Annotated in this window: 18 protein-coding genes; 7 read left to right on the forward strand and 11 right to left on the reverse strand. The window is 54.9% G+C overall.

What is annotated here, in order from left to right; genetic code table 11:
- Window positions 1-82: 82 nt before the first annotated feature.
- From dcuR to uxuA, 10 genes are all read right to left on the reverse strand, one after another.
- Window positions 83-802, reverse strand: coding sequence for a two-component system response regulator DcuR (gene dcuR / locus OGV83_RS18985; protein ID WP_012134518.1), 720 nt, complete (start codon window positions 800-802; stop codon window positions 83-85).
- On the reverse strand, window positions 799-2,430 hold the full coding sequence (locus OGV83_RS18990; protein ID WP_047459570.1) for a sensor histidine kinase: 1,632 nt from the start codon (window positions 2,428-2,430) through the stop codon (window positions 799-801). The genes dcuR and OGV83_RS18990 overlap by 4 nt, the downstream gene beginning before the upstream one ends.
- A 109-nt stretch (window positions 2,431-2,539) precedes the next feature.
- Window positions 2,540-3,493 carry a nickel/cobalt transporter gene (locus OGV83_RS18995; protein WP_153258032.1) on the reverse strand — a complete coding sequence of 318 codons (954 nt, stop codon included), beginning with the start codon at window positions 3,491-3,493 and terminating at the stop codon, window positions 2,540-2,542.
- 105 nt (window positions 3,494-3,598) lie between these two features.
- Window positions 3,599-4,378: a heme ABC transporter ATP-binding protein gene (locus tag OGV83_RS19000; protein ID WP_286464351.1), complete on the reverse strand. Its 780-nt coding sequence runs from the start codon at window positions 4,376-4,378 to the stop codon at window positions 3,599-3,601.
- Window positions 4,371-5,363, reverse strand: a complete 993-nt coding sequence (locus OGV83_RS19005) for a FecCD family ABC transporter permease (protein ID WP_047459566.1) — start codon at window positions 5,361-5,363, stop codon at window positions 4,371-4,373. Before OGV83_RS19005 ends, OGV83_RS19000 begins: the two co-directional genes overlap by 8 nt.
- Entirely contained in the window at window positions 5,363-6,184 is an 822-nt protein-coding gene (locus OGV83_RS19010) for a heme/hemin ABC transporter substrate-binding protein (protein ID WP_286464353.1), read from the reverse strand. The genes OGV83_RS19005 and OGV83_RS19010 overlap by 1 nt, the downstream gene beginning before the upstream one ends.
- Entirely contained in the window at window positions 6,181-7,209 is a 1,029-nt protein-coding gene (gene chuS / locus OGV83_RS19015) for a hematinate-forming heme oxygenase ChuS (RefSeq protein ID WP_049011923.1), read from the reverse strand. The genes OGV83_RS19010 and chuS overlap by 4 nt, the downstream gene beginning before the upstream one ends.
- 45 nt (window positions 7,210-7,254) lie before the next feature.
- On the reverse strand, window positions 7,255-9,237 hold the full coding sequence (locus OGV83_RS19020) for a TonB-dependent hemoglobin/transferrin/lactoferrin family receptor (protein ID WP_012134511.1): 1,983 nt from the start codon (window positions 9,235-9,237) through the stop codon (window positions 7,255-7,257).
- 75 nt (window positions 9,238-9,312) lie between these two features.
- Window positions 9,313-9,549 (reverse strand): hemin uptake protein HemP, encoded by a 237-nt coding sequence (hemP, locus tag OGV83_RS19025; RefSeq protein WP_077956852.1) that lies wholly within the window; start codon window positions 9,547-9,549, stop codon window positions 9,313-9,315.
- Window positions 9,550-9,699: 150 nt separating this feature from the next.
- Window positions 9,700-10,764 carry a mannonate dehydratase gene (gene uxuA / locus OGV83_RS19030; protein ID WP_286464356.1) on the reverse strand — a complete coding sequence of 355 codons (1,065 nt, stop codon included), beginning with the start codon at window positions 10,762-10,764 and terminating at the stop codon, window positions 9,700-9,702.
- 478 nt (window positions 10,765-11,242) lie between these two features.
- Here uxuA and uxaC point away from each other — a divergent pair, with 478 nt between their 5' ends.
- From uxaC to OGV83_RS19065, 7 genes are all read left to right on the forward strand, one after another.
- Window positions 11,243-12,652 carry a glucuronate isomerase gene (gene uxaC / locus OGV83_RS19035; protein WP_101744334.1) on the forward strand — a complete coding sequence of 470 codons (1,410 nt, stop codon included), beginning with the start codon at window positions 11,243-11,245 and terminating at the stop codon, window positions 12,650-12,652.
- 20 nt (window positions 12,653-12,672) lie between these two features.
- The gene (locus tag OGV83_RS19040) at window positions 12,673-14,217 is read left to right on the forward strand and encodes an MFS transporter (RefSeq protein WP_047459551.1); all 1,545 of its coding nucleotides are present in this window, start codon (window positions 12,673-12,675) and stop codon (window positions 14,215-14,217) included.
- A gap of 73 nt (window positions 14,218-14,290) precedes the next feature.
- A complete protein-coding gene (locus OGV83_RS19045; RefSeq protein WP_049011920.1) occupies window positions 14,291-15,754 on the forward strand; it encodes a mannitol dehydrogenase family protein in 1,464 nt (487 codons plus the stop codon).
- A gap of 372 nt (window positions 15,755-16,126) precedes the next feature.
- Window positions 16,127-17,170 carry a TRAP transporter substrate-binding protein gene (locus OGV83_RS19050; protein WP_012134504.1) on the forward strand — a complete coding sequence of 348 codons (1,044 nt, stop codon included), beginning with the start codon at window positions 16,127-16,129 and terminating at the stop codon, window positions 17,168-17,170.
- Window positions 17,171-17,246: 76 nt separating this feature from the next.
- Window positions 17,247-19,121, forward strand: coding sequence for a TRAP transporter large permease (locus OGV83_RS19055; RefSeq protein ID WP_058668440.1), 1,875 nt, complete (start codon window positions 17,247-17,249; stop codon window positions 19,119-19,121).
- Between the two features lie 117 nt (window positions 19,122-19,238).
- Window positions 19,239-20,003, forward strand: coding sequence for an SDR family NAD(P)-dependent oxidoreductase (locus tag OGV83_RS19060; protein WP_012134502.1), 765 nt, complete (start codon window positions 19,239-19,241; stop codon window positions 20,001-20,003).
- 45 nt (window positions 20,004-20,048) lie between these two features.
- Window positions 20,049-20,468 (forward strand): RbsD/FucU family protein, encoded by a 420-nt coding sequence (locus OGV83_RS19065; protein WP_012134501.1) that lies wholly within the window; start codon window positions 20,049-20,051, stop codon window positions 20,466-20,468.
- A 38-nt stretch (window positions 20,469-20,506) separates the two neighbouring features.
- On the opposite strand, the gene OGV83_RS19070 is transcribed toward OGV83_RS19065, so the two are convergent.
- Complete coding sequence (locus tag OGV83_RS19070) at window positions 20,507-21,574, reverse strand: LacI family DNA-binding transcriptional regulator (RefSeq protein ID WP_338405124.1); 1,068 nt, start codon at window positions 21,572-21,574, stop codon at window positions 20,507-20,509.
- Between the last annotated feature and the right edge of the window lie 14 nt (window positions 21,575-21,588).

Raw genomic sequence — 21,588 nt, forward strand, 5'->3', positions numbered from 1 at the left:
GTGTAACTTGTGCCTTTGTTATTTTTCATTATTGTAATAATTGTTACCTTTATATAACGCATAATGCGAAGCGGCTTCTTTTCTACTGGCAATATTGCTTAAGTAAAGAATAATGTTCGGCCTGAATACGATAACGGTAAACCGGTCTGCCGGTCACGCCATAATGGATGCTGGTAAACAGAATATGGCAATTGACCAGCCAGATAAGATATTTACGGCAGGAAACGCGGGAAATATTGACCTCATTCGCCAGCTCGTCAGTTGAAAATTCCTGGTCCTGGTGCGCATCGATCCACTGACACAGGGTGCGCAGCGTTTGCGGCGTCAGCCCTTTAGGCAGGCGTCGGGTATCCGGCTCATTGGATGCACTGCCGTGAATCAGCCGATCCAGCTCTGATTGTTCATAATACTGGTGCTTCTCCATCGCCGTTTTCTTTTGCAGCCAGCCGGTCAGCGCCTCTTCAAAGCGGGAAGCCTGAAACGGTTTGATCAAATAATCGACCACGCCGTAATGGAGCGAATCTTTGATGGTGGTGGCGTCGGCGGCGGAAGAGATAACGATGACGTCACATTTGCATCCGGCGCTGTGCAGGACGGGCAGCAGGTCCAGCCCGTTCTCCTTCTGCATGTAAATATCCAGTAAAATCAGATCAATATGGTTTTCGCCATCGAAGATAAACGCTTTTGCTTTCTCCAGCGTAGACGCGGTGCCGCAGCAGTGAAAGCCAGCGATCTGCGCAACATAGCGGCGGTTTAACTCTGCTACCATCGCATCGTCATCGACAATTAAAACATTGATCATATGCTGGTCCTCTCCCCGTCCCAGGGTATTTGAACAAAAAATTGTGTGAAGATCCCGGGTTCCGATTCGACGGTAATATTGCCGCCGATACTCTCAACTTGCTGTTTTACTATCGCCAGACCGACGCCACGCTCCGTTCCCTTTGACGAGACGCCCTTGTCAAAAATTTGCTCTATGCGTTCGGGGTCAATTCCCGGCCCGTCATCGTTGACTTCACAATGCAGCCAGCCATGCCGATAATGCAAGGATACGCTGATTTCACCGCCGGGTTGTTGACCTAGCGCCTCCAGCGCGTTTTCAATTAAATTGCCCAGAATGGTAATCAATACGGTGATTTGATCTTCATTACGGCTGTCCGGTAATCGACTTTCATTGCTAATCACCAGGCTGTGCCCTAAATCGGAGGTGCGATTAATCTTACTGAGCAAAAAGCCTGCGATAACGGGCGACTTTATTTTCCCCAACAGTGAGCCGATCTCTTCCTGATAGTTATTAGCCGTCTTAATAATATAATCTTCAAGCTGCTTATAACTCTTCAGATGCAATAATCCCAGAATGACATGTAATTTGTTCATAAATTCGTGGGATCGTTCACGGAGTGCATCCGCGTAGTTGACCATTCCGTCCAGACGCTGCATGAGCTGGCGGACTTCTGTTTTGTCCCTGAACGTGGAGATCGCGCCGATGATTTTTCCATTGCTGCGCACCGGAACGGTGTTGATAAGCAGCAGACGATCTTTAACGGTAATCTCTTCATCCCGGCGCGGCGTACCGTCGCGGAGCACGTCGTTCAGATTCACTACCTGCGACCAGGCGTGGCTAAGCGAGGATAAGTGCGCGTCATCCTGCGATTTGCGGTAATCGAGAAGTTCCTGCGCCGCCTGGTTGATTAACGTCACCTCGCCGCTATCGTCAACGGCGACCACCCCCTCTTTGATGGATTGCAGCATCGCCTGGCGCTGCTCAAACAGCGTGGAAATTTCATACGGCTCCAGGCCGAACAGGATGCGTTTGAGCACCTTCACCAGCACGTAAGTACCCAGCAGCCCCACCAGCGCGCCGAACAGAATCGACCAGATGATGCTCCAGCGGCTGTTGTTGATCTGCTCCGTTACTCTGCTGAGTTCAAGGCCAATCGCCACGACGCCGATCTGCTGATGATTGTCGTCATAAATGGGCGTGAAAACCCGCAGCGCTTTGGCAAGAAAACCGCGATTGATGGCGACATTTTCATGCCCCTGTAGCGCCAGCAGGATGTCGTCGCCTTTAAACGGCTGGCCGATTCGCTGCGCTTCCGGGTGCGAATAGCGAATGCTTTTCATATCGGTAATTACGATAAATAACATATCGTTGCGTTTGCGAACCGCCTCGGCGATCGCCTGAATGCCGCTCTCTGTCGGCTTTTGCTTCATACGCTGGCGAATTTCCGGGGAGTCCGCCAGCGTACGGGCGACCGCCAGCGCTTTGTCTGCCAGCGCGTCGCGCGTCATGTGGCTGATCTGTGAGAAATAAATCAGATGGACGACGAGCAGCACGGAGAACAACACGGCGCTGACCATCAATATCACGGTCGTGCCGAGTTTCATCTGGCGTTTTCGTCCTGCGCGGCGTTGCAGAGAATGTTTCATCGCGATCCTGAGATTACACATTGTGTGGGTATTATCCCTGATGGGACGGGTAATTCAAAGGAGGTAGGGAAAGACAGGGGCATAAGCACGCTATCGCCCGGCAAACAGGTTAACACCCCGCCGCAATATAATCACCGTTCGCACTGATGGGGATCACCGTCAGAAACAGAATGAGGGCAAACAGTACCAGCGCCAGCCCGCCGATGATACGGATAACCGGCCCCAGCCAGCGCAGGGGGGCATGGTTCCCGGCAAACAGCGCCTGTGTCTGGTTGCGTGCGTAACGTACCGCCAGCGACAGCCCCATAATCGACAGCGCCGTGCCGAAGGACATGGTCATGACGGCGGCAATCCCCCAACTGACAATGCCGAGCGCGTTGGAGAACAGTAAAATCATGATTGCCCCGCTACAGGGGCGGGCGCCTGTCGCCAGAATCACGCCGAGGCGTGTTTTCCAGTTGCCGTCGGTGAGTTCTGCGCCCACGCCGTGATGCCCGCAGCTACAGTGTTCGTCGTGGCTGTGCGGCTGGGAGAAACGCGAGAAAATGGGCTTTGGACGCAGGGTTTTTAGCGCCTGGTAGATGATAAATAGCCCGAACGCGCCAATCAGGACGGCGCTGATTTTCTCGACGTACCAGCGGCTGGTGCTGAGATCGCCGGCGGCCAGGTTGAAGCCGACCGCCAGAATAAACACGAACAGTATGGCGCTGACGCCCTGCATCAGGCTGCCAATAAAGGGCACGACCCGCGCGGCAAGCAGGCTCTCTTTCGTCGTGCTCAGCCAGGTGGTGACGATAAATTTCCCATGCCCCGGCCCAATCGCATGCAGTACGCCATAGAAGAACGCGCCGGTCAGCAGCCATAGCCCGCCGGTGTACTGGTGGTTATTGAGTTGCAGCAAATACATGACCAGATAGCGGTGCAGGGTGATCTGGGCGGCGAGACACCACTGGATAAACGCTTCCCAATGGCTGTGCACGGTGAAACCTGCCCACAGCAGCGTCAACATCAGGAGTCCTGCCAGCGGTAAACGCAGGGAGGGAAGCTGTTTTGGTGCGATCATGATTCCGCCTGGTAATGAGTTTTGCGGAAAGTATAGCCTGAGGAAAGCGATTCTCCGCAGAATTGTCAGCCGGATAAGGCGAAGCCGTTATCCGGCATTTCCCGGTTAAGGCGCGAGGAAGATCTGCGGCCCGCCGCTTGTCGGGTGTGTTCCGACGTGGACTTCCGCGCCGTACCAGCGGGTTAGCGTATCGGCTTGCAGAACCTCGGCGGGTGCGCCTTCGGCAACGATGTTGCCGCCATGCAGCAACACGATTCGATCCGCCCACAGGGCCGCCAGGTTGAGATCGTGCAGCACGATGCAAACATGCAGATGGCCCTTACGGGTCAGCGTTTTCAGCAACCGCAGTAAATGCTGCTGATGGAACAGATCCAGCGCGGAGGTGGGCTCATCAAGAAAAAGCCAGCCGCGTGGGGAGCCGTCGCACCATAGCTGCGCCAGCGCGCGCGCCAGCTGTACGCGCTGCTGTTCGCCGCCGGACAAGGAAGCGTAGCGTCTTCCCGCCAGCGGCAAACATTCCGTAAGCTGCATCACCTGATGGATCACCGCCGCTTCGGGCTGCTGCGTCCAGGGCATTCGCCCCATGCCGATTACGGCCTTAACGGGCCAGTCGAACCCCATTCGCGTTTGCTGAAGCATGACCGCGCGGTAGCGGGACAGCGTCTGCGCAGGCCATTGCTCAAGCGGTTTGCCGGCCAGCAGGCAACGCCCGTCTGCCGGAGTGAGATAACCGGTGAGCAGCCTTAACAGCGTCGATTTCCCGGCACCGTTGGGGCCAATTAATGCCAGCAGTTCTCCCTGGGGCAGGGAGAGCGAGATATCACGAATAATTGTTCTGCCCGCAGCTGCGTAGCTGACGCTGTCAGCGAGAAAACGTTCAGCCATACTGACCTCCCCGGCGGAAAATAAGCCACAGGAACCACGGCGCGCCCAGAATACTGGTCAGCAGCCCGACGGGCATTTCAGCCGGGGCAACCAGCGTTCGGGCGATGGTATCGGCAATCAGCAGCAGAAAGGCGCCCGCCAGCACGGAGCCGGGGATTACCGCACGATGGTCCGCCCCTAACCACATCCGTATCAGATGCGGCACGACCAGACCGATAAACCCGATCACGCCGCTGACGGCGACAGCCGCCGCCACCAGCAACGCGCTACAGATCAGCAGGATTCGCTGAACAACCCGGACATCGACGCCCAGGTAATGCGCCTCTTCCTCTCCCAGTTGCAGCAGGTTAAGCGCGCCAGCAAGACGCCAGATGAGAAATACCGTTGGGATCATCAAAGAGGCGACCGCCAGCAGCGTTGACCACTGTGCCTGGCCAAGGCTGCCCATTCCCCATAGCGAGAGCTGGCGTAGCTGTGTGTCATTGCTGATCCACGACAACACGCCTACTGCCGCACCGCATAGCGCATTAATGGCGATGCCGACCAGCAGCAGCCGGGAGAGCGAACTGTCCCGCTGTCGGCTGAGCAGGAAAATAACGACCGTTGCGATGAGCGCGCCAATGAATGCCGCCAGCATCGGCGCATACAGCATAATCAGGGGAGGCAGCGTGAGCGGAAGGACGACCCACAGCGCAACGGCTAACGCCGCGCCGCTGCTGATGCCGAGCAGTCCCGGATCGGCGAGGGGGTTGCGAAAGAGCCCCTGCATCACGCACCCGGCCAGCGCCAGCGAGCCGCCAATCACCAGCGCGAGCAGAACCCGGGGCAGACGAATGTTGAACCAGATCTGGCGTAACGCGTCGTCGCCGTCATGCCAGAGCAGGCTGAGCGGCAGGCGTAATGCGCCAAAACCGCTTGCCACGACCGTCACCACTGCCAGCATCAGCGCCAGCGTATACAGAGAAAGCGTGATCCGCCGTGGCATCAGGGCAATGACTCCGCTTTCGCGCGTAGCTGCTGAATCGCCTGAGGCGTACGCACGCTAAAACCGAGCAGCGCCATATCATCAACCGCGAACACCTGCTTATTGCGCCCGGCAGGGGTCTGCGCCAGTCCCGGTAACTTCCAGAGATTCTCTTCGCCGCCCATCGCCGTTAATCCCTCCAGGGGAATCACCACCAGATCGGGCTGGCTGGCGATCACGCCTTCCTGTGAGAGCGGCTGATAGCGGGAGACGCCCTGCATCGCATTTTGTAGCCCTGCCGCGCGAATGGCGGCATCCGCTCCCGTTTGCTGTCCGGCGGCCATCGCGCTCATTCCGCCGTGGTTAAGAATAAACAGCACCCGCTTATTGAGCGGCGTGGTCGGCAGCGCGGAAATCTCTTTATTCAGCGTCTGGCGCAGCGCCTCGCCTTCAGCCACCCGGTCGGTGGCGTTGGCGATGACCTGCACTTTCTCGTCGATGACGCGCAGGTCGTTGCGGCTCGGTACGGTAATGACCCGAACATGACTTTGCTCGACCTGTTTGAGTACCAGCGAGGGCTGAGCCTGGCTGCTTGCCAGCACAAGATCGGGACGCGTGGCGAGGATACCTTCGGCATTTAGCTGGCGCAGATACCCCACATCCGGCAGGGCAGTGGCCTCCGGCGGCCACTGGCTGGTGCTGTCGCGGGCGACCAGCGAAGACTGTGCGCCGAGCGCGTACACGATCTCGGTGACATCTCCGCCGAGCGCGACGATCTTATCCTGTTTCGCGGCAAGAACCGTCAGCGGCAGGGCGGCAATCAGGGCAAGCAGTTTTTTCATGCCGCCAGCCCTTTTGGTATCAGCGCCTCAATCTGTTTGCGCCACTGTGTCTGTTCTGGTTCGCCTTCCGTACGCTGACCGTAAAGCTGAGCGATTTGCGTGCCGTCATGCGCAAAGAGTTCCAGACTGGTGACGTGGCCGTCTGCGGTAGGTTTGCGGGTTATCCAGGTCTCGGCAATCGTCTCTTCCAGCAGGTGCAGCGTAAACGTCGGGTTGAAAATATTCAGCCAGCCTTTCATCGGCACGACTTTTTCGACCACGCCGGTGAAAATTTGCACGCAGCCTCTGTTGCCGACGAACACCATGATTTCATTGCCGTCTTTAAGGGCGGCGTCGAGGAGCTGCGCCAGCGCGCTGTTCGGCACCTTGCAGGCCAGATCGTCAGCGACCCGTTCAAAAGCCTGCTGGCGGGTCAGGTTGTGGCGCTTGAGCAGCGTGAAGAACTGGTGAACGTCGGTCATCGCGCGCCACTCTCTGTCGACGGTCACGGCATCGGCAGCCGTTTCGTTAACAGGGGTTTCAGCCGCTTTCAGCGCCAGCGGCGCATTCTCGGTCACGATAAAATGTTGCAGAAGCTCGTTCCAGGCGGCGGTGTCGGTGTTGTCCGTGGCATACACCTTCAGGAGCGCATCGCCCTGATGATCAAAGAACTGAATGCTCTGGCGCTCGCCGCGGGCGGTCGCTTCCTTAATGTGGAACACGCTGGCCCATTGATTTAAAAATAAGCGCAGATCGAGCGCGCGTGGGTTCAGCACCAGCCCGGCGTGACCGCTCAGGTGTTGATTGGTGAATGCGCCGACCTGCTCGTGTACCGCATACTCGTTGCGGCAGATGCATTTTGTTTCGCCAACGGATTCCAGCGCCGCGAAAATTTCACGCGTGTCGCCGCGCAGCCGCCATGCGTCATGACCGACGCGGGCAAACGTCAGCTCCGCCTCGCTGATCCCCAGTAAACCAGCGATGTCACGCGCGTACTTACCAGGATGTTGTTCTTTTAGCTCAAGCCAGCGTGTGTAGTGGTTCATTGTCTCTTCCTTCCAGTGTTTGCCCCGGCGAACCGGGGCGGGTGATTACCATTGATAGCTCACGAAAATCTTGCCGTTGCGCCCGTCCTGCGGGATGCCCTGCGGCGACCAGTACTCTTTATCGAAGGCGTTACCCAACACCAGCGTGGTGGTCATGCCTTTCAGCGCCTGCTGTCCCTGGTAGCTAACGTAAAAGTCGTTGACGGCATAACCCGGCTGTTTGCTGTATTCGCTGCTGATATGCGTTGAGCGATCGGCAAACGTTCCTACCCAGCCAACGGAGAAGCCGCTCTGCGCGACGGGAATATTCAGCTTGCTGGTGACGGTATCCGGGTTAATGCTGGAGATATACTCTCCGGTATCCTTGTCTTTCCCACGGGTGCGGTTGTAGGCCACGTCGAGGCTGAACAGATCAGCGGTATATTTCGTCATCACATCCCAGCCCCAGATTTTGGCGTTCGGGACGTTGTAAGACATGGTGGTCGCGGCGGCGAAATCGACGGTCGTGGAGATGTAATCTTTTGCTTTGGTATCAAAGTAGCTGGCTTTGAACTCCAGCGCATCGTTGGACAGCATCAGATTGTCGAAACGCAGACCAAAACCGTACTCCTGCGTTTCGTTGGTTTCCGGGCGCAGGTTAGGGTTTGGCACCCAATAGTTAGTGTAGAAGCTGCCAATGGAGAAGTGTTTTGCGTCGTTATACATTTCACCCATTGTCGGCGCGCGGAATGCCTGGGCGTAAGAGCCAAACAGCATCAGCCAGTCTGTCGGGCTGACGGTTAACCCGGCGCGGGATGACCATTTATCGGCATCAACATCGTCATAGCCGTCGCTGCTGCCGCGGTAGTTGTCGTAACGCGTGCCGCCCAGCAGGGTGACGGGCAGGTCGCGAAGGGTGATTTCATCCTGCAACCAGCCGGAGCTGAAGTCGATTTTTGCTTCCGGGAAGCCGGTTGTCACGCCGCCGGGTTTTTGCTCCTGACGGTAATACTCTCCGCCATACGTCAGCAGGTGAGAGGCGAAAGCGTCGCTGAAGAGACGCGTGCGGTTTTCAACTTTTCCGCCTTTGGTGGTTTGTTTGCGAAATTCGCCCGTGTTATCGACGTTCTGGGCGTTGATGCGCGCTTCAGACCAGTACACTTTGGCATCGGCATTCAGCCAGTCGTTGCCCTGCGGCGCGATCCTGTAAGAGAGCTGCATGTCGCGCTGGATGGTCGAGCGATCCACAAGAGGGTTGCTGGTGGAGGCATCAATTGTTTGCGGGTTCTTCGGCTCTTGCGCGTCGTTGTTGTAGTAACGTAATGACCCACTCAGCGCCTGCGCATCGTTAATATACCAGGTGCCTTTTGCCAGCATGTTATTGATCGATTCATCATTTGGCGCCGTGGAGCCATCGCCCTGACGCAGGTCGCCACGATCGCGGCTGGACCATGCCACCAGTCCATCAAGGTTATCGGTTCGGCCAAAGGCGCTGGCGCCCATTCCCAGACTGTGATCGCCCGTGCCGCCGGTGCCAAAGACGCGGAAACCGCTGTTCTGGCCTTCCTGAAGCAGATCTTTCGCATCGGCGGTTTCATAAGAGATCACGCCGCCCAGCGCGCCGCTGCCGTACAGCAGTGCGGAAGGGCCGCGAACGATCTCAATACGTTTGATCAACGCCGGATCGAGGAAGGTGCTGTTGAGGTGCCCGGTATCGGTTCCCTGACGAACGCCATCCACCAGAATCAGTACGCCGCGACGGTCATAGCCACGCATACTGATATCCTGGCCGTTGGTTCGCCCGCTTCCGCTCAGGGTGATCCCTGGAACAGGACGCAGCAGATCGGCTGCCGAGCTGGCGGTCTGGTTTTCGGGATCGGACGTATCGATAACGCTCACCATCATGGGGGCTTCAAAGGTGCTGCGCGCATTACCGGTCGCAGTGACGGTGATATCGTCTGTGGTCGCGTAAGCCGCCCCTGGCAGGGTGCTAACGATTGCCAGCGCCAGCAGAGATGGGCGCAAAGAGGCAGATTGCAGGCGTAACATAACAACTCTCCATAAGGAAATTGAAAAGTGCTGGCTGCCTGGGGGGAGACCTGGGTGGCTGGCGAAATTGGTTATTTATTTAGTCAGGATCAGTTTCCCGGATTGCGTCTGGCGGAGCAGATAATGTTCACCCTTATGCTCAATCAGTACCCAGCCTTCTTCGCCGAGCAATACTTTGCTGTCTATCTGGCGTTTGGTGCCTGAAGGAGAAAGCGGAGCGTTGTTTTTTATTATTGCAGCCATAGTGTTATGCATAGCGGGCGCATCCGTTATGAAAATGATAATAAACATGATAACAAGAATGATTATCATCAAGATCAATTTTTGCATCAAGCGTTTTTTCGTAAAATAGCGTCTGGATCAACTTTGGTGAGAAAAGCGGTGATATTGAGGGGTACGGCAAGTAAAAACCCGCAAAATGGCGGGTTTTTTATCTCGTTACATCGTGATTCACAACGGACTTTATTTTTTCTCCAGCGCTTCCCAGAGACCTGACAGGTAAGTGACGCCGAGCGCGCGGTCGTAAAGACCATAGCCTGGGCGTCCCGTTTCTCCCCAGATAAAGCGACCGTGATCCGGGCGGATGTAGCCATCAAAGCCGTTATCGTGGAGCGCCTGCATTACGCGGTACATGTCCAGCGAACCGTACTGCGAAGGGTGGGCCGACTCGTAGAAGTCTTTATCTTTGATCAGCTTAATGTTGCGTACGTGCGCAAAATGGAGGCGCTCGCGACGCGTGAATTCAGCCAGGATTTCATAGACGTTATTTTCTGGATCTTCAGCGATCGAACCGGTACAGAGGGTGATGCCATTCGCCGGAGAGTCAACGGCATCGCAAATCATCGCCAGGTCGGCGTGGTTTTTGACCACGCGCGGAAGGCCGAAAATAGAATACGGCGGATCGTCCGGGTGAATGGCCATTTTCACGCCCACTTCTTCGCACACGGGAATAATCTCCCGGAGGAAATAAAACAGGTTTTCCCGCAGCTTGTCGTCATCCACCCCACTGTAGCGCGCGAATAATTCCTGCACTTTAGCCAGGCGCTCAGGTTCCCATCCCGGTAATGCGAAACCGTTGGAGTTATCCAGAACCTCTTTTACGACCTCTTCCAGCGTCTTATCAATGCCATGTTTTTCAAAGGCCATCGTCAGAGAACCGTCCGGCAGGACGTAGTTCATGTCCGTTTTCATCCAGTCGAAGACCGGCATGAAGTTATAACAGATGACCTTTATGCCAAAGCCCGCCAGGTTGCGGATCGTCTGCTTGTAATTCTCAATATAGCGATCGCGTTCCGGGGTGCCGATTTTGATGTCATCGTGGATATTGACGCTTTCGATGACTTCCATCTTCAGGCCCGCAGCGTGCGCCTGCTCAACCAGCGCCTTAATTTTTTCAACCGGCCACACTTCCCCAGGGGCGACATCATAGAGCGCCCCGACGACGCCTTCTACACCCGGCACCTGGCGAATGTATTCCAACGGGATTTTGTCTTCCTGTGGCCCAAACCAGCGCATTGTCATCTGCATTCTTTGTCCGCCTTTCTTATCTTATTGCGTATTTCGTATATTTGACTTCATACCATACTAGTATTTACTAGCATATTCAGTAATGACAATTTGATCAACCTTACCGTAGAAAAAAGATTAAATGCCGCCAGGAATATACATTTCCGTTAAGGGGAAGCTTTTACTGGAAAGCTTATTTCCGGTAAGTGTTTTAATTTTGTAAAATATAATGATCAGTTTGTTCTTATTTGTCGTTTATCGTGAAAATAACCGCTATAGCACAGGGATTAATACACGCCATTATGACTGAAAGTGATTTTTTTATTGAAAGTTGCATAACATGATTTAAGTCACAAATTTCTTAATTACACTTGTATGGTAGTAGACTTTAAATGGGCGGGAGGGGTAATGTCGGGGCTATTAAGTACCTGTCATACACCGATTTTAGCCTCAACCTGGGGACGTTTTAGCAAAAGCCATCCCCTTGTGCGGAGTAATTATGTCCATGATAAATAAAAGTTTTATGATAAATAACGAACCGGGTCAGCGGTTGTATTCTGAGCTGGCTAAGACGTTACCTATTATTGACTATCACTGCCATCTTGAAGCGAAAGCGATTTGGGAAAACAAACCTTTTTCCGATATTACCCAGCTTTGGCTGGAAGGGGACCATTATAAATGGCGGGCGATGCGCGCCAATGGCATACCCGAGCGGAAAATTACCGGCGATGCCTCTTCAGAGGAAAAATTTGAAGCGTGGGCGCAAACCGTTGAGGCCAGTTTTGGTAATCCGCTGTATCACTGGACTCATCTTGAACTGAAATATTATTTCGCGATTGAGGAAACGCTAAACAGTAAGAACTGGCGCACGATTATGGCGCAGTGTAATGAACAATTACGTCGCGATGATTTTTTACCGCAGGCGTTAATTACCCGTTCAAATGTTGAAGCGCTTTGCACAACCGATGGGCCGCTTGACGATCTGGAATATCATCAGCGACTGGCGGAAAAGCGTGATTTTTCAACGCTCGTGCTGCCGACCTTCCGTCCCGATGAACTGTTTGAAACGCATCCCGATCGTTTCCTGACGTTTGTTTCTCGCCTGTCGCAGAAAACCGGAAAAACCATTACCACTCTGAATGAGTTTCTCGCGGCGCTTGAAGCGCGCGTCGATTTTTTCCACAGCACGGGTTGCCGGGTGTCGGATCATGGGCCGCTGGCCGTTCGTTTTCGCCCGCTTGATGCTGCCGGGCAGGCCTCGCTGTTCCAGCGCCGACTGGCAGGTGATGCGCTGAGTGAAGATGAACTTCAGGCCTGGGATAGCCTTATTTTTGTCGCCTTAGCCAAAATGTACAAACAGCGCGACTGGGCAATGCAGATTCACTTTGGCGCGATTCGCAACAACAACACGCCAATGTTCGAAAAAATCGGCATTAACTGTGGCTTTGATTCCATTGGCGATCAGACGCACCTTGCGGAAAGCCTGAATGGTCTGCTGAACGCAATGGCGGAAAACAACGGTCTGCCGAAAACGATCCTCTATAACCTCAACGCCAGCTATAACGATGTGGTTGCCTCCACCATCGCTAATTTCCAGAGCGGTGAAGATGGCGTGAAATCCCCGCTGCAATTTGGCTCCGGCTGGTGGTTTAACGATACGCGACGCGGCATGGTGAATCAGCTCAATGCGCTTGCCGATCAGGGATTACTCTCTAACTTTATTGGTATGCTGACGGATTCCCGCAGCTTTGTCTCCTATACCCGACACGATTATTTCCGCCGAATCCTCTGTGATTTGATTGGCGGGTGGGTCGAAAGAGGGGAAGTGCCGGAGGACGATGCGATCCTCAATAACATGATTCGTGGCATCTGCGTGGATAACGCCCGCCGCTATTTCCGTTTTCGATAAGACTGATGCAGGAATAAACGATGACCCGTAAGAACAGAAAAGTCACCATTCCCGTCAGTATCGGCTACGGCCTGACGGATATCATGGGGGGCGGCGCATTTACCGTTATCGGTGCCTGGCTGCTTTTCTTCTATACCACCTTTGTTGGTCTGTCGCCGATTGAAGCGGCGTCTATTGTGGCGATCGCGCGTATTGTCGATGCGATCGTGAGCCTGTTTATGGGCAGCTTCACGGACCATTTCTATAAGCATTATTTGGGCAAGAAATTTGGCCGCCGCCGGTTCTTCCTGCTCATTGGCGCGCCACTCATGCTGGTTTACATCCTGTTATGGATGAACGGCATGAACTTCTGGTTCTATCTCGCTGTGTACCTGGCCTTTGAGATTATCGCCGCTATGGTGCTGATCCCGTGGGAAACGCTGCCGTCTGAGATGACCAAAGACTTCAATGACCGTACCAAACTGTCAACGTGCCGCATGTTCCTGTCGGCATCCGGGACGTTCCTTGCCACCTTTATTCCGGGCCTGCTGATCGGCTGGCTGGGTGAAAACAACGCGGATGCATATCTGATCAACGGCGTTGTATTTGCCGTGCTGTTTACGGTCTGTGTGTTTATCTCCTGGAAAGTGACCTGGGAACGTGAACTGACGCCGGAAATGCTGGCGGAAATGGAAAAAGAGCGTCAGCCGATGACCGCTGGCGAAAAACTGGCGGCGTTTGGCAACCTGTTCAAAGAGTATGCCTCAACGTTAAAAGTGCGCGCGTTCCGTAAACATCTGGCGATCTATCTCTTCTCCTTTACCGCCAAGGATGTCTACAACACCGTATTCGTCTTTTTCTGCGTCTACTGCCTGAATGTTTCATCCTCGCTGGCGGGAACATTGCTGTCGATGAGTATCGTCGGCTTGCCGGTCACGCTGGCGGCGGGCGTGGCGATTATTAAATATGGCCCTTCTCGCCTCTATGTCTTCTCCTACAGCCTGATGATGCTGTGCCTGGGCGGGTTCTTCCTGGTTTACCAGTTCCCGACCGACAACAAAATCGTATTGTTGGTGATTCTCGCCGGGGTTTACCAGGTCGGGCGCTGCATTCTGGAGTTCACGCCGTGGAACGTGTTCCCGTTCATCCCGGACATTGACGAAATGATCACCCGTCAGCGCCGTGAAGGGCTGTTTGCCGCCGTCATGACGTTCTCCCGTAAGACAACGGTAGCTATTGCGACCTTTGCCGTGGGCCTGCTTCTGCAAAGCGGCGGCTTCGTGAAAGGCAGCCAGACGCAGCCGCAGGAAGCGATCACGACTATTGCCATGCTGCTGTTCGTTGGTACGGCCGGGCTTCTGATCATTGCACTGTGGCAAGCGCTGACCTTCCATCTGAATAAGCGCACGCACAAAATTTTCGTGGACGAAATTGAACGCCTCAAAGCGGACGGTCTTAAACAGGATGTGACGCCGGAAGCCCGCCATATTGTGGAAGACCTGACGGGCTACAGCTATGACTCGCTCTGGTGTCAAAGCGCGCCTGAACGGGTAAAGCCCGCTGAACCCACCTCCATACTGAGCTGAGACAGCCTGGCGGCAGCAAGGGCGCAATAGGCCTGCTGCCGCCAATCCTTCTTTTTATACAGTGAGTAGAAAGATGCAAAATAAGCTATTACACGCGAATGCCACCGTTCCGAACTGGGATCGCAACGCGCTGGTTCCGCGAATTGTTCACCTGGGATTCGGCGCGTTTCATCGTGCGCATCAGGCCGTTTATGCGGATATTCTGGCTGCGGAACACGGCAGCGACTGGGGCTACACCGAAGTTAACCTGATTGGCGGCGAGCAGCAGATCGCCGATCTGAAAAATCAGGATCGCCTCTATACGGTGGCGGAAATGTCGGCCGATGCCTGGACCGCCCGCGTGGTTGGCGTAGTGAAGAACGCGCTGCATGCGCAGGTGGATGGTCTGGAAACGGTGCTGGCTGCCATGTGCGAGCCGCAGGTTGCCATTGTATCGTTGACGATCACGGAAAAAGGCTACTGCCACTCTCCGGCTACCGGCCAGTTGATGCTCGATCACCCGGCTATCGTTGCCGATCTGCAAAACCCTCAGCAGCCAAAATCAGCGCCGGGCGTTATTGTCGCCGCGCTGGCGCGCCGCAGAGCGGCGGGTCTCCCGGCGTTTACCGTGATGTCCTGCGACAATATGCCGGAAAACGGTCATGTTATGCGCAACGTAATATGCGCCTATGCGCAAGCCGTTGATGCCGGGCTGGCTGCCTGGATTGCGCAGAACGTGACGTTCCCCTCCACGATGGTGGATCGTATCGTCCCGGCGATGACGGCGGAAACGCTGGATAAGATTGAACAGCTTACCGGCGTGCGCGACCCGGCAGGCGTGGCCTGCGAGCCATTCCGCCAGTGGGTTATCGAGGATAACTTTGTCGCAGGCCGCCCGGAATGGGAAAAGGCCGGAGCCGAACTGGTGGCTGACGTGCTGCCGTTTGAAGAGATGAAGCTGCGTATGCTTAATGGCAGCCACTCTTTCCTCGCTTATCTGGGTTATCTTTCCGGCTATCAGCACATTAATGAGTGTATGGAAGATGAGCACTTCCGACGCGCCGCGAGGGCGCTGATGCTGGAAGAGCAGGCGCCGACGCTGAACGTGACGGGGGTGGATCTCACCCGCTATGCCGATATGCTGATTGCGCGCTACAGCAACACGGGGCTGCGTCACCGTACCTGGCAGATTGCAATGGACGGCAGCCAGAAACTGCCGCAGCGCATGCTGGATTCCGTTCGCTGGCACCTGGTTCACCACCATCGTTTCGATCTGCTGGCGCTGGGCGTTGCGGGCTGGATGCGTTACGTCGGCGGGGTGGATGAACAGGGAAACCGTATTGACGTTAGCGATCCGCTGTTGCCGGTCTTGCAGAATGCGGTGATGCAGAGCGCGGAAGGCGAGGCGCGGGTAAAAGCGCTGCTGGGCGTGGAGGCCATTTTCGGGAACGAATTACCGCATGAGCCGCTGTTTGTGGCGCAGGTAACGCAGGCTTACCTGTCGCTGCTGGAAAACGGCGCGAAAGCGACGGTTGCCCGCTATATCTCTGAACGGTAAAGCGTAAAGGAGTGCCGCCAGATAACGACGGCACTCCTGCGTTGACTGACGCCCCTCATTCACCAACCCTTTTCCTCCTTTTTCTCTCCCGTCGCTTCCTTCTGCGCTAAACAGTGACTAAACAGCGATGATGTCGTTTTAACGATGTAACGCACCTGCGCGAATTAGCGATGTCCGCCACAAAATTCACATATCACTCCCACTGATGAAAGGAAGCGACTTGCTTTTGTACAGGGAGGCGGATAGCTTCTGTAACGTTACACTAAAACGTTACAGAAGAAACATACAGCAGTTTTTCTCATTTACTCTCCTGGCGATTTAGCGGTGCCAGACGGCGTTATCGCTACCCTAATGGTATGTGGAAGGACAATCATGATGGAAATAAAACAGCTTCGTTCGACCAGACGTTTTTTAGCTTTAGCTTGCTTAAGTACCGCGCTGATAGCGGGCAGTGTGGTGACTTCTTTTGCTCAGGCAGCGCTTAATTTTCGCGTTTACTCCTCTTTGCCCGGGGATGATTCCTCCGCGCACTATATCTGGTTTACCCGTTTTCAGGAGAACCTGAACAAAAACGAAAAATTGAAAGGGCAAATTAAGCTCAACTATTTCGCCAACGGGATGTTAGGAAAAGAGGCCGATGCCACGCAGCAGGTACGCATTGGCGCAATCAATATGATGATCTCCGGCACCTCGATTTGGGCCACGCTGGTGCCTGAAATCGGCGTTCTGGATCTGGGGTATCTGTTTAAAGATTACGACCAGGTTGGCAAAACGCTGGACGGAAAAGCGGGCGAGCAGCTTTCTGCGTTAATGCTGAATAAAGCCAACGTTATGGTGCTGGGTTATGGCTATAACTTAGGCGCGCGTAATGTGTATACCAAAAAGGCCATTGAAAAACCTGAAGATTTAAAGAATCTGAAAATCCGCGTTCTGCCAGTGCCTAACTTTATCGCCACGCTGAATCATATGGGCGCGGTGGCGATTCCGATGCCGGGCGGCGAGGTCTATTCCAGTCTGCAAATGGGCGTTATCGACGGCGTTGAACATGATGCGCCGACCATCTACTCCAGCAAATATTATGAAATTATCAAGAATGGCACCCTGACCCGCCATAGCTTTAACCCGCTGATGATCGCCATGAATAAGAAGAGCTTCGAGCAAATTCCAGAAGCGCTGCGGGCCGACGTCCTTGCGGCGGCGCAGGAAGCCACAGAGTACGAGCGCCAGCAGGCAAGCCAGAAAGAGCAGGAAGCGATTAAAAACCTGGAAGCCAAAGGGGTGACATTCCGCGAGACCGATCGCGCGTACTTTGCGCAGCAGGTGCAGCCGGTCTGGAAGGCATTCCTCGATCAATATCCTGATATGAAACCGATTGTTGATGAGATTACCGCCGCGGCGCCAGGCGATAAGTCGTAATACGTGAGCCGCCGATTCAGCCGGTTTTGGGGCGGGTCGGCGGTATCACCCGGTAAGCCCATGAAAGGAGTCCAACATGGCAGATATCTCTATGAAAGCAAAGGATGAAAATGCTTTGCTGATGCTGTTAGGCCGACTGAGCAGAGGCTTAACGACCTTAACATCCTGGGCCGGGGCACTGGTGCTGTTTATCAACGTACTGGTGGTATTCGCATCCGTTATCTGGCGCTACGCATTGCATTCACCGATTCACTGGGCGGAAGAGGTGGCGCGTGCGCTGATGATTGCCCTCGTCTTTTTTGGCGTGGCCACGTCCACAGGCAGAGGTGGGCATATTGGCGTCGATCTGTTCCTGCGTTTTTTGCCCGAGCAGGTGCGCCCTTATGTTATCCATGCCAGTCGTTGGGTGCTGTTTCTGGTGTCGGTGGGGCTGGTGATTTCCAGTTATGACCTGGTGCAGGCCGCGCGGGTACAAACGACCGAGACCGGCCTGCCGCAGACGATTTACGTTATCCCGGTGTTGATCGGTTCCGTGGTAATGATGGTGGCCGCGCTGGAACATGCGCTGCATGAACGCGCGCGGGTTGTTCTGCTCAGCGGCGGCGGAATCCTGGTGCTGGCGGCGCTGGGGTATCTGAAACTCTCGCTGATGGCCGATCCGGCCAGCGCGGCGGCGGGGCTGATGCTGATCTGTTTTGCGCTGGGTATCCTGGCCGGTGTGCCTATCGCGTTTACGCTGGGCATGTCCGCAATGGTGTTCTTTATTTGCGATCCGTCGTTACCGTTTGTCTTTTTCTCTCAGCAGGTTGCCGCCGGGGTAGACCACTTCGTTCTGCTGGCGATTCCGTTCTTTTTACTTGCCGGGGCGGCAATGGAAATCAACGGGATGTCAACGCGTCTGGTTGAGCTGATTGTGCGCGGGATGGGGCGCTTTCGCGGCGGGTTAAACATGACGACCGTGCTGTCGATGGCCTTCTTCTCCGGGATTTCCGGTTCCAAACTGGCGGATGTCGCCGCGGTGGGCGGTGTCTTGATGCCTGCGGTGCGTCGCGCTAAGCAGGACAGCGAAGAGGCCGCAGGGGTGTTCGCCGCATCGGCGGTGATGGCGGAGACCATTCCTCCGTGCGTAAACCTGATCGTCATGGGGTTTGTGGCGAATATCTCCATCGGCGCGCTGTTTATCGCCGGCCTGGTTCCCGCCGTCTGCTTGCTGATACTGCTGATGATCGCGGCCAACCGTTTTGGCGGAAAAATTAACGTCAGCGAGGCTTACCCGGTTTTACGCCCGCGTGCGCAGCTCTACCTTGGCGCCGCCGTGGGGCTGGTCATGATCTTTATGATTGGCCGTGGGGTGATGATGGGGATTGCGACCTCGACAGAAATCTCTGCCTTTGCGGTGATTTACGCCATCGTTGTCGGTCGTCTGGCGTTTCGCGAGCTGACGCTGAAAGCGACGGTGAAAATGTTTATTGATATCGCGGCCATGTCCGGCGTACTGCTGTTCATCGTCGCCTGCGCGACCAGCCTTTCTTATGCGCTGACGATACAGATGATTCCGCAGCAAATTGCTGAACTGCTGGTGGGGATTGGGATGGAGCAGGGCGCCTGGCTGTTCCTGCTGTTGACCATTGTGATTCTGATTATCTTTGGCGCGGTTCTGGAAGGTGCGCCAGCGTTGATCATTTTCGCCCCTATCCTGGTGCCAATCGCCATTCAGCTTGGGTTTAACCCGCTGCATTTCGGTATTGTCATGATTCTGGCGATGGGCTTTGGCTTATTTTCACCGCCGATTGGATTAGGGCTGTATACCACCTGCGCCATCTGCGGCGTGGAGATGAAACATGTTATTCGGCCAATGGCGAAATATCTGGCGGTTGTTTTCGTCGGCATCATCATTGTGGCGATGGCGCCGCCATTAACCACCTGGTTGCCTGGCCTGGCAGGCTACTGATTATTCATTACGGATATTCGCCACGCTCAGTGGCGGGGATGTCCGCGCGCTGAAAATAGCAGTAACGCGACAGGTTATCGCCTGGCGATGTTTAAATCTGAATAAGTGGAGTATGAAATGGGATCATTAGTGGGTAAAAAAGTTTTTATTACCGGTGCGGAACAGGGTATTGGTAAAGAAACGGCCAGAAAATTAATTGAGGCCGGATGTGATATCTATATTCATTATTTCAGCGGCGAAGAAGGCCCACGAGAATTAATGGCCATTGCGGAGCAAAAGGGAGGCCGGGCGGCTTGCGGTTATGCTGATTTAACGAATGAGGAAGATGCCGCGCGGTGCGTTGCGCAGGGCGCGGCGTTTCTTGGCGGCATCGATATTCTGGTGAATAACGTTGGTGGAATTATCGCCCGAAAATGGCTCGGCGAGATCGAACCACAGTTCTGGCGTACCGTTATTGACGTGAATATGACCACGATGCTCAATGTCACCCAGCAGGCGTTACCCTGGCTGAAAGCCTCGCCAGATGGGGCGAGCATTGTGAATCTGGCGTCATTAGCCGGTCGTTCCGGCGGCCATGCGGGCTCTCTGGTTTATTCCACCACGAAAGGCGCCGTCTTGACCTGGACGCGCTCACTTGCCGCCGAACTGGGCGAATCTGGCATTCGGGTGAACGCCGTGGCCCCTGGATTGATTCTGGGCACCCGTTTTCATAATCAGCATACGACGCAGGCCTCTGCCGACCAGACGATTCAGGCTATTCCTTTGGGGCGCGCCGGTACGCCTGAAGATGTCGCCCGGGTGATCTGTTTCCTCGCCTCTGAATATGATGGTTTCGTCTCCGGCGCGACGATTGATATTAATGGCGGTATTTATCGGGCGTAAAAGCGGGCGGGTTGTAAAACCCGCCTGAGTTAAAAGGGACTCTTTATGATAAAGTCAGATATTATTCATCCTGATTTATTACAGGCATTGGCGCAGTGCGGTCATAAAGCCAATATTCTGATCGCGGACGCGAATTACTCTTTCCTGACCAACTCGTCACCGCAGGCACGTATTATCTGGCTTAACTTTTCTCCCGGCTTAATTGGCAGCGTGATGATTCTGGAGAAAATTCTTGGCTATATTAACGTAGAGAAAGCGACGTTAATGACGAGCCCGGCTGAATTTGATAACACGATTGAGCGTGAATACCGTGGTCTGCTTTCAGAAATGACGGAACTTGCTCATGTTGAGCGAAATGCGTTTTACGCGCTGGCGAAATCATCGGATACGCTGCTGGTGATTGCGTCAGGCGAAACCCGCCGTTTTGCCAATATTCTCCTCACCGTCGGCCCGACATTACTCTGAGAAGACGAGAAGAACGCGACGTTCTTCTCGCGTTATTCTCATCGTATATTTTCCGCTTCCCGCACCGATTGTCGGCATACCAGGGAAGGGGGAAACAAAAATTCGTCGGGAGGGATTGCCGGAGTCTCTATTCGGGCGATCAGGCGCTCAACCATCACGTCCGCCATCTCCGTGAGCGGCGGCATAATAGAGGTCAGGCCGGGGTAAACCAGGCCAGAGAGTGAAATATTGTCGATACCGACGAGAGAGATCTCTTCCGGCACGCGGATGCGGGCTTCGTGCAAACCACTCATCAAACCAATGCCAAGCGCATCGTTAATGGCGACGATGCCGTCAGGACGAAGGGATTGCTGGCAGAGGGTTTGCGCCAGAGAACGGCCCAGTTCGGTCATTTCGGTATCTCCGTAGGCGGCCATCGCTTTTCCTTCGATGATCATCCCTTCACGATACATGCCGTGCTGGCGTACCGCGCTGAGAAAGCCTTCTATTTTATGCGCGCGGCTGGGGGTCATCCCTGCGACGGTCGCAAACGCGAGGCGGCGACACCCGCGCGCGATAAGATGCTCTGCCGCCATTCGGCCCGCCTCAACGTTATCCATCGACACGCTGTCCAGCGCGAAACCGCCAGAGTCAACGCTTGCGGGCATACGGCCATCGTAGTTCACCATTATCATGCCCTGCGCCGCCGCGCGGGCGAAATGCGGCTTTTCGATATCACAGGCGGCCACAATAATTCCGCGAACGCCATGAGCAAACATATCTTCCAGAAACGCTTCTTCTTCTTCGATTTGGCGATAGGTGTTGCCGATCAGCACGCGGTAGAGGTGTTTTTTGGCGGCCAGATCCACTTCACGCGCCAGTGCCGCAAAGCTGGGGTTCACGATGGATGGCACCAGCAACCCGATCATTTTTGCCTGCCCCGTTTTGAGCTGCTGGGCGACCCGGTTGGGGAAATAGTTGAGCGTTTGCATGCTTTGCTGAATGCGCGCCAGCGTTTCCGGGCGCATTTGATCGGCGCGGCCGTTAAGCACATTGGACACCGTGCTGACGGAAACGCCCGCATGCTTTGCGACATCTCGAATGTTTGCCATACATCTCCTTTGCAGCAATCGGTGAATGG

This window comes from Citrobacter sp. CK189, from assembly GCF_030333505.1.
Lineage (GTDB): Bacteria > Pseudomonadota > Gammaproteobacteria > Enterobacterales > Enterobacteriaceae > Citrobacter_B > Citrobacter_B koseri.

Coding starts and splice junctions, on each gene's coding strand:
- hemP (WP_077956852.1), bottom strand. CDS start 9,549: ATGATAATCATTCTTGTTATCATGTTTATTATCATTTTCATAACGGAT.
- OGV83_RS18995 (WP_153258032.1), bottom strand. CDS start 3,493: ATGATCGCACCAAAACAGCTTCCCTCCCTGCGTTTACCGCTGGCAGGA.
- OGV83_RS19055 (WP_058668440.1), top strand. CDS start 17,247: ATGGCAGATATCTCTATGAAAGCAAAGGATGAAAATGCTTTGCTGATG.
- OGV83_RS19050 (WP_012134504.1), top strand. CDS start 16,127: ATGATGGAAATAAAACAGCTTCGTTCGACCAGACGTTTTTTAGCTTTA.
- OGV83_RS19010 (WP_286464353.1), bottom strand. CDS start 6,184: ATGAAAAAACTGCTTGCCCTGATTGCCGCCCTGCCGCTGACGGTTCTT.
- uxuA (WP_286464356.1), bottom strand. CDS start 10,764: ATGCAGATGACAATGCGCTGGTTTGGGCCACAGGAAGACAAAATCCCG.
- uxaC (WP_101744334.1), top strand. CDS start 11,243: ATGTCCATGATAAATAAAAGTTTTATGATAAATAACGAACCGGGTCAG.
- OGV83_RS19045 (WP_049011920.1), top strand. CDS start 14,291: ATGCAAAATAAGCTATTACACGCGAATGCCACCGTTCCGAACTGGGAT.
- OGV83_RS18990 (WP_047459570.1), bottom strand. CDS start 2,430: ATGAAACATTCTCTGCAACGCCGCGCAGGACGAAAACGCCAGATGAAA.
- chuS (WP_049011923.1), bottom strand. CDS start 7,209: ATGAACCACTACACACGCTGGCTTGAGCTAAAAGAACAACATCCTGGT.
- OGV83_RS19000 (WP_286464351.1), bottom strand. CDS start 4,378: ATGGCTGAACGTTTTCTCGCTGACAGCGTCAGCTACGCAGCTGCGGGC.
- OGV83_RS19040 (WP_047459551.1), top strand. CDS start 12,673: ATGACCCGTAAGAACAGAAAAGTCACCATTCCCGTCAGTATCGGCTAC.
- OGV83_RS19020 (WP_012134511.1), bottom strand. CDS start 9,237: ATGTTACGCCTGCAATCTGCCTCTTTGCGCCCATCTCTGCTGGCGCTG.
- OGV83_RS19005 (WP_047459566.1), bottom strand. CDS start 5,363: ATGCCACGGCGGATCACGCTTTCTCTGTATACGCTGGCGCTGATGCTG.
- OGV83_RS19060 (WP_012134502.1), top strand. CDS start 19,239: ATGGGATCATTAGTGGGTAAAAAAGTTTTTATTACCGGTGCGGAACAG.
- OGV83_RS19065 (WP_012134501.1), top strand. CDS start 20,049: ATGATAAAGTCAGATATTATTCATCCTGATTTATTACAGGCATTGGCG.
- dcuR (WP_012134518.1), bottom strand. CDS start 802: ATGATCAATGTTTTAATTGTCGATGACGATGCGATGGTAGCAGAGTTA.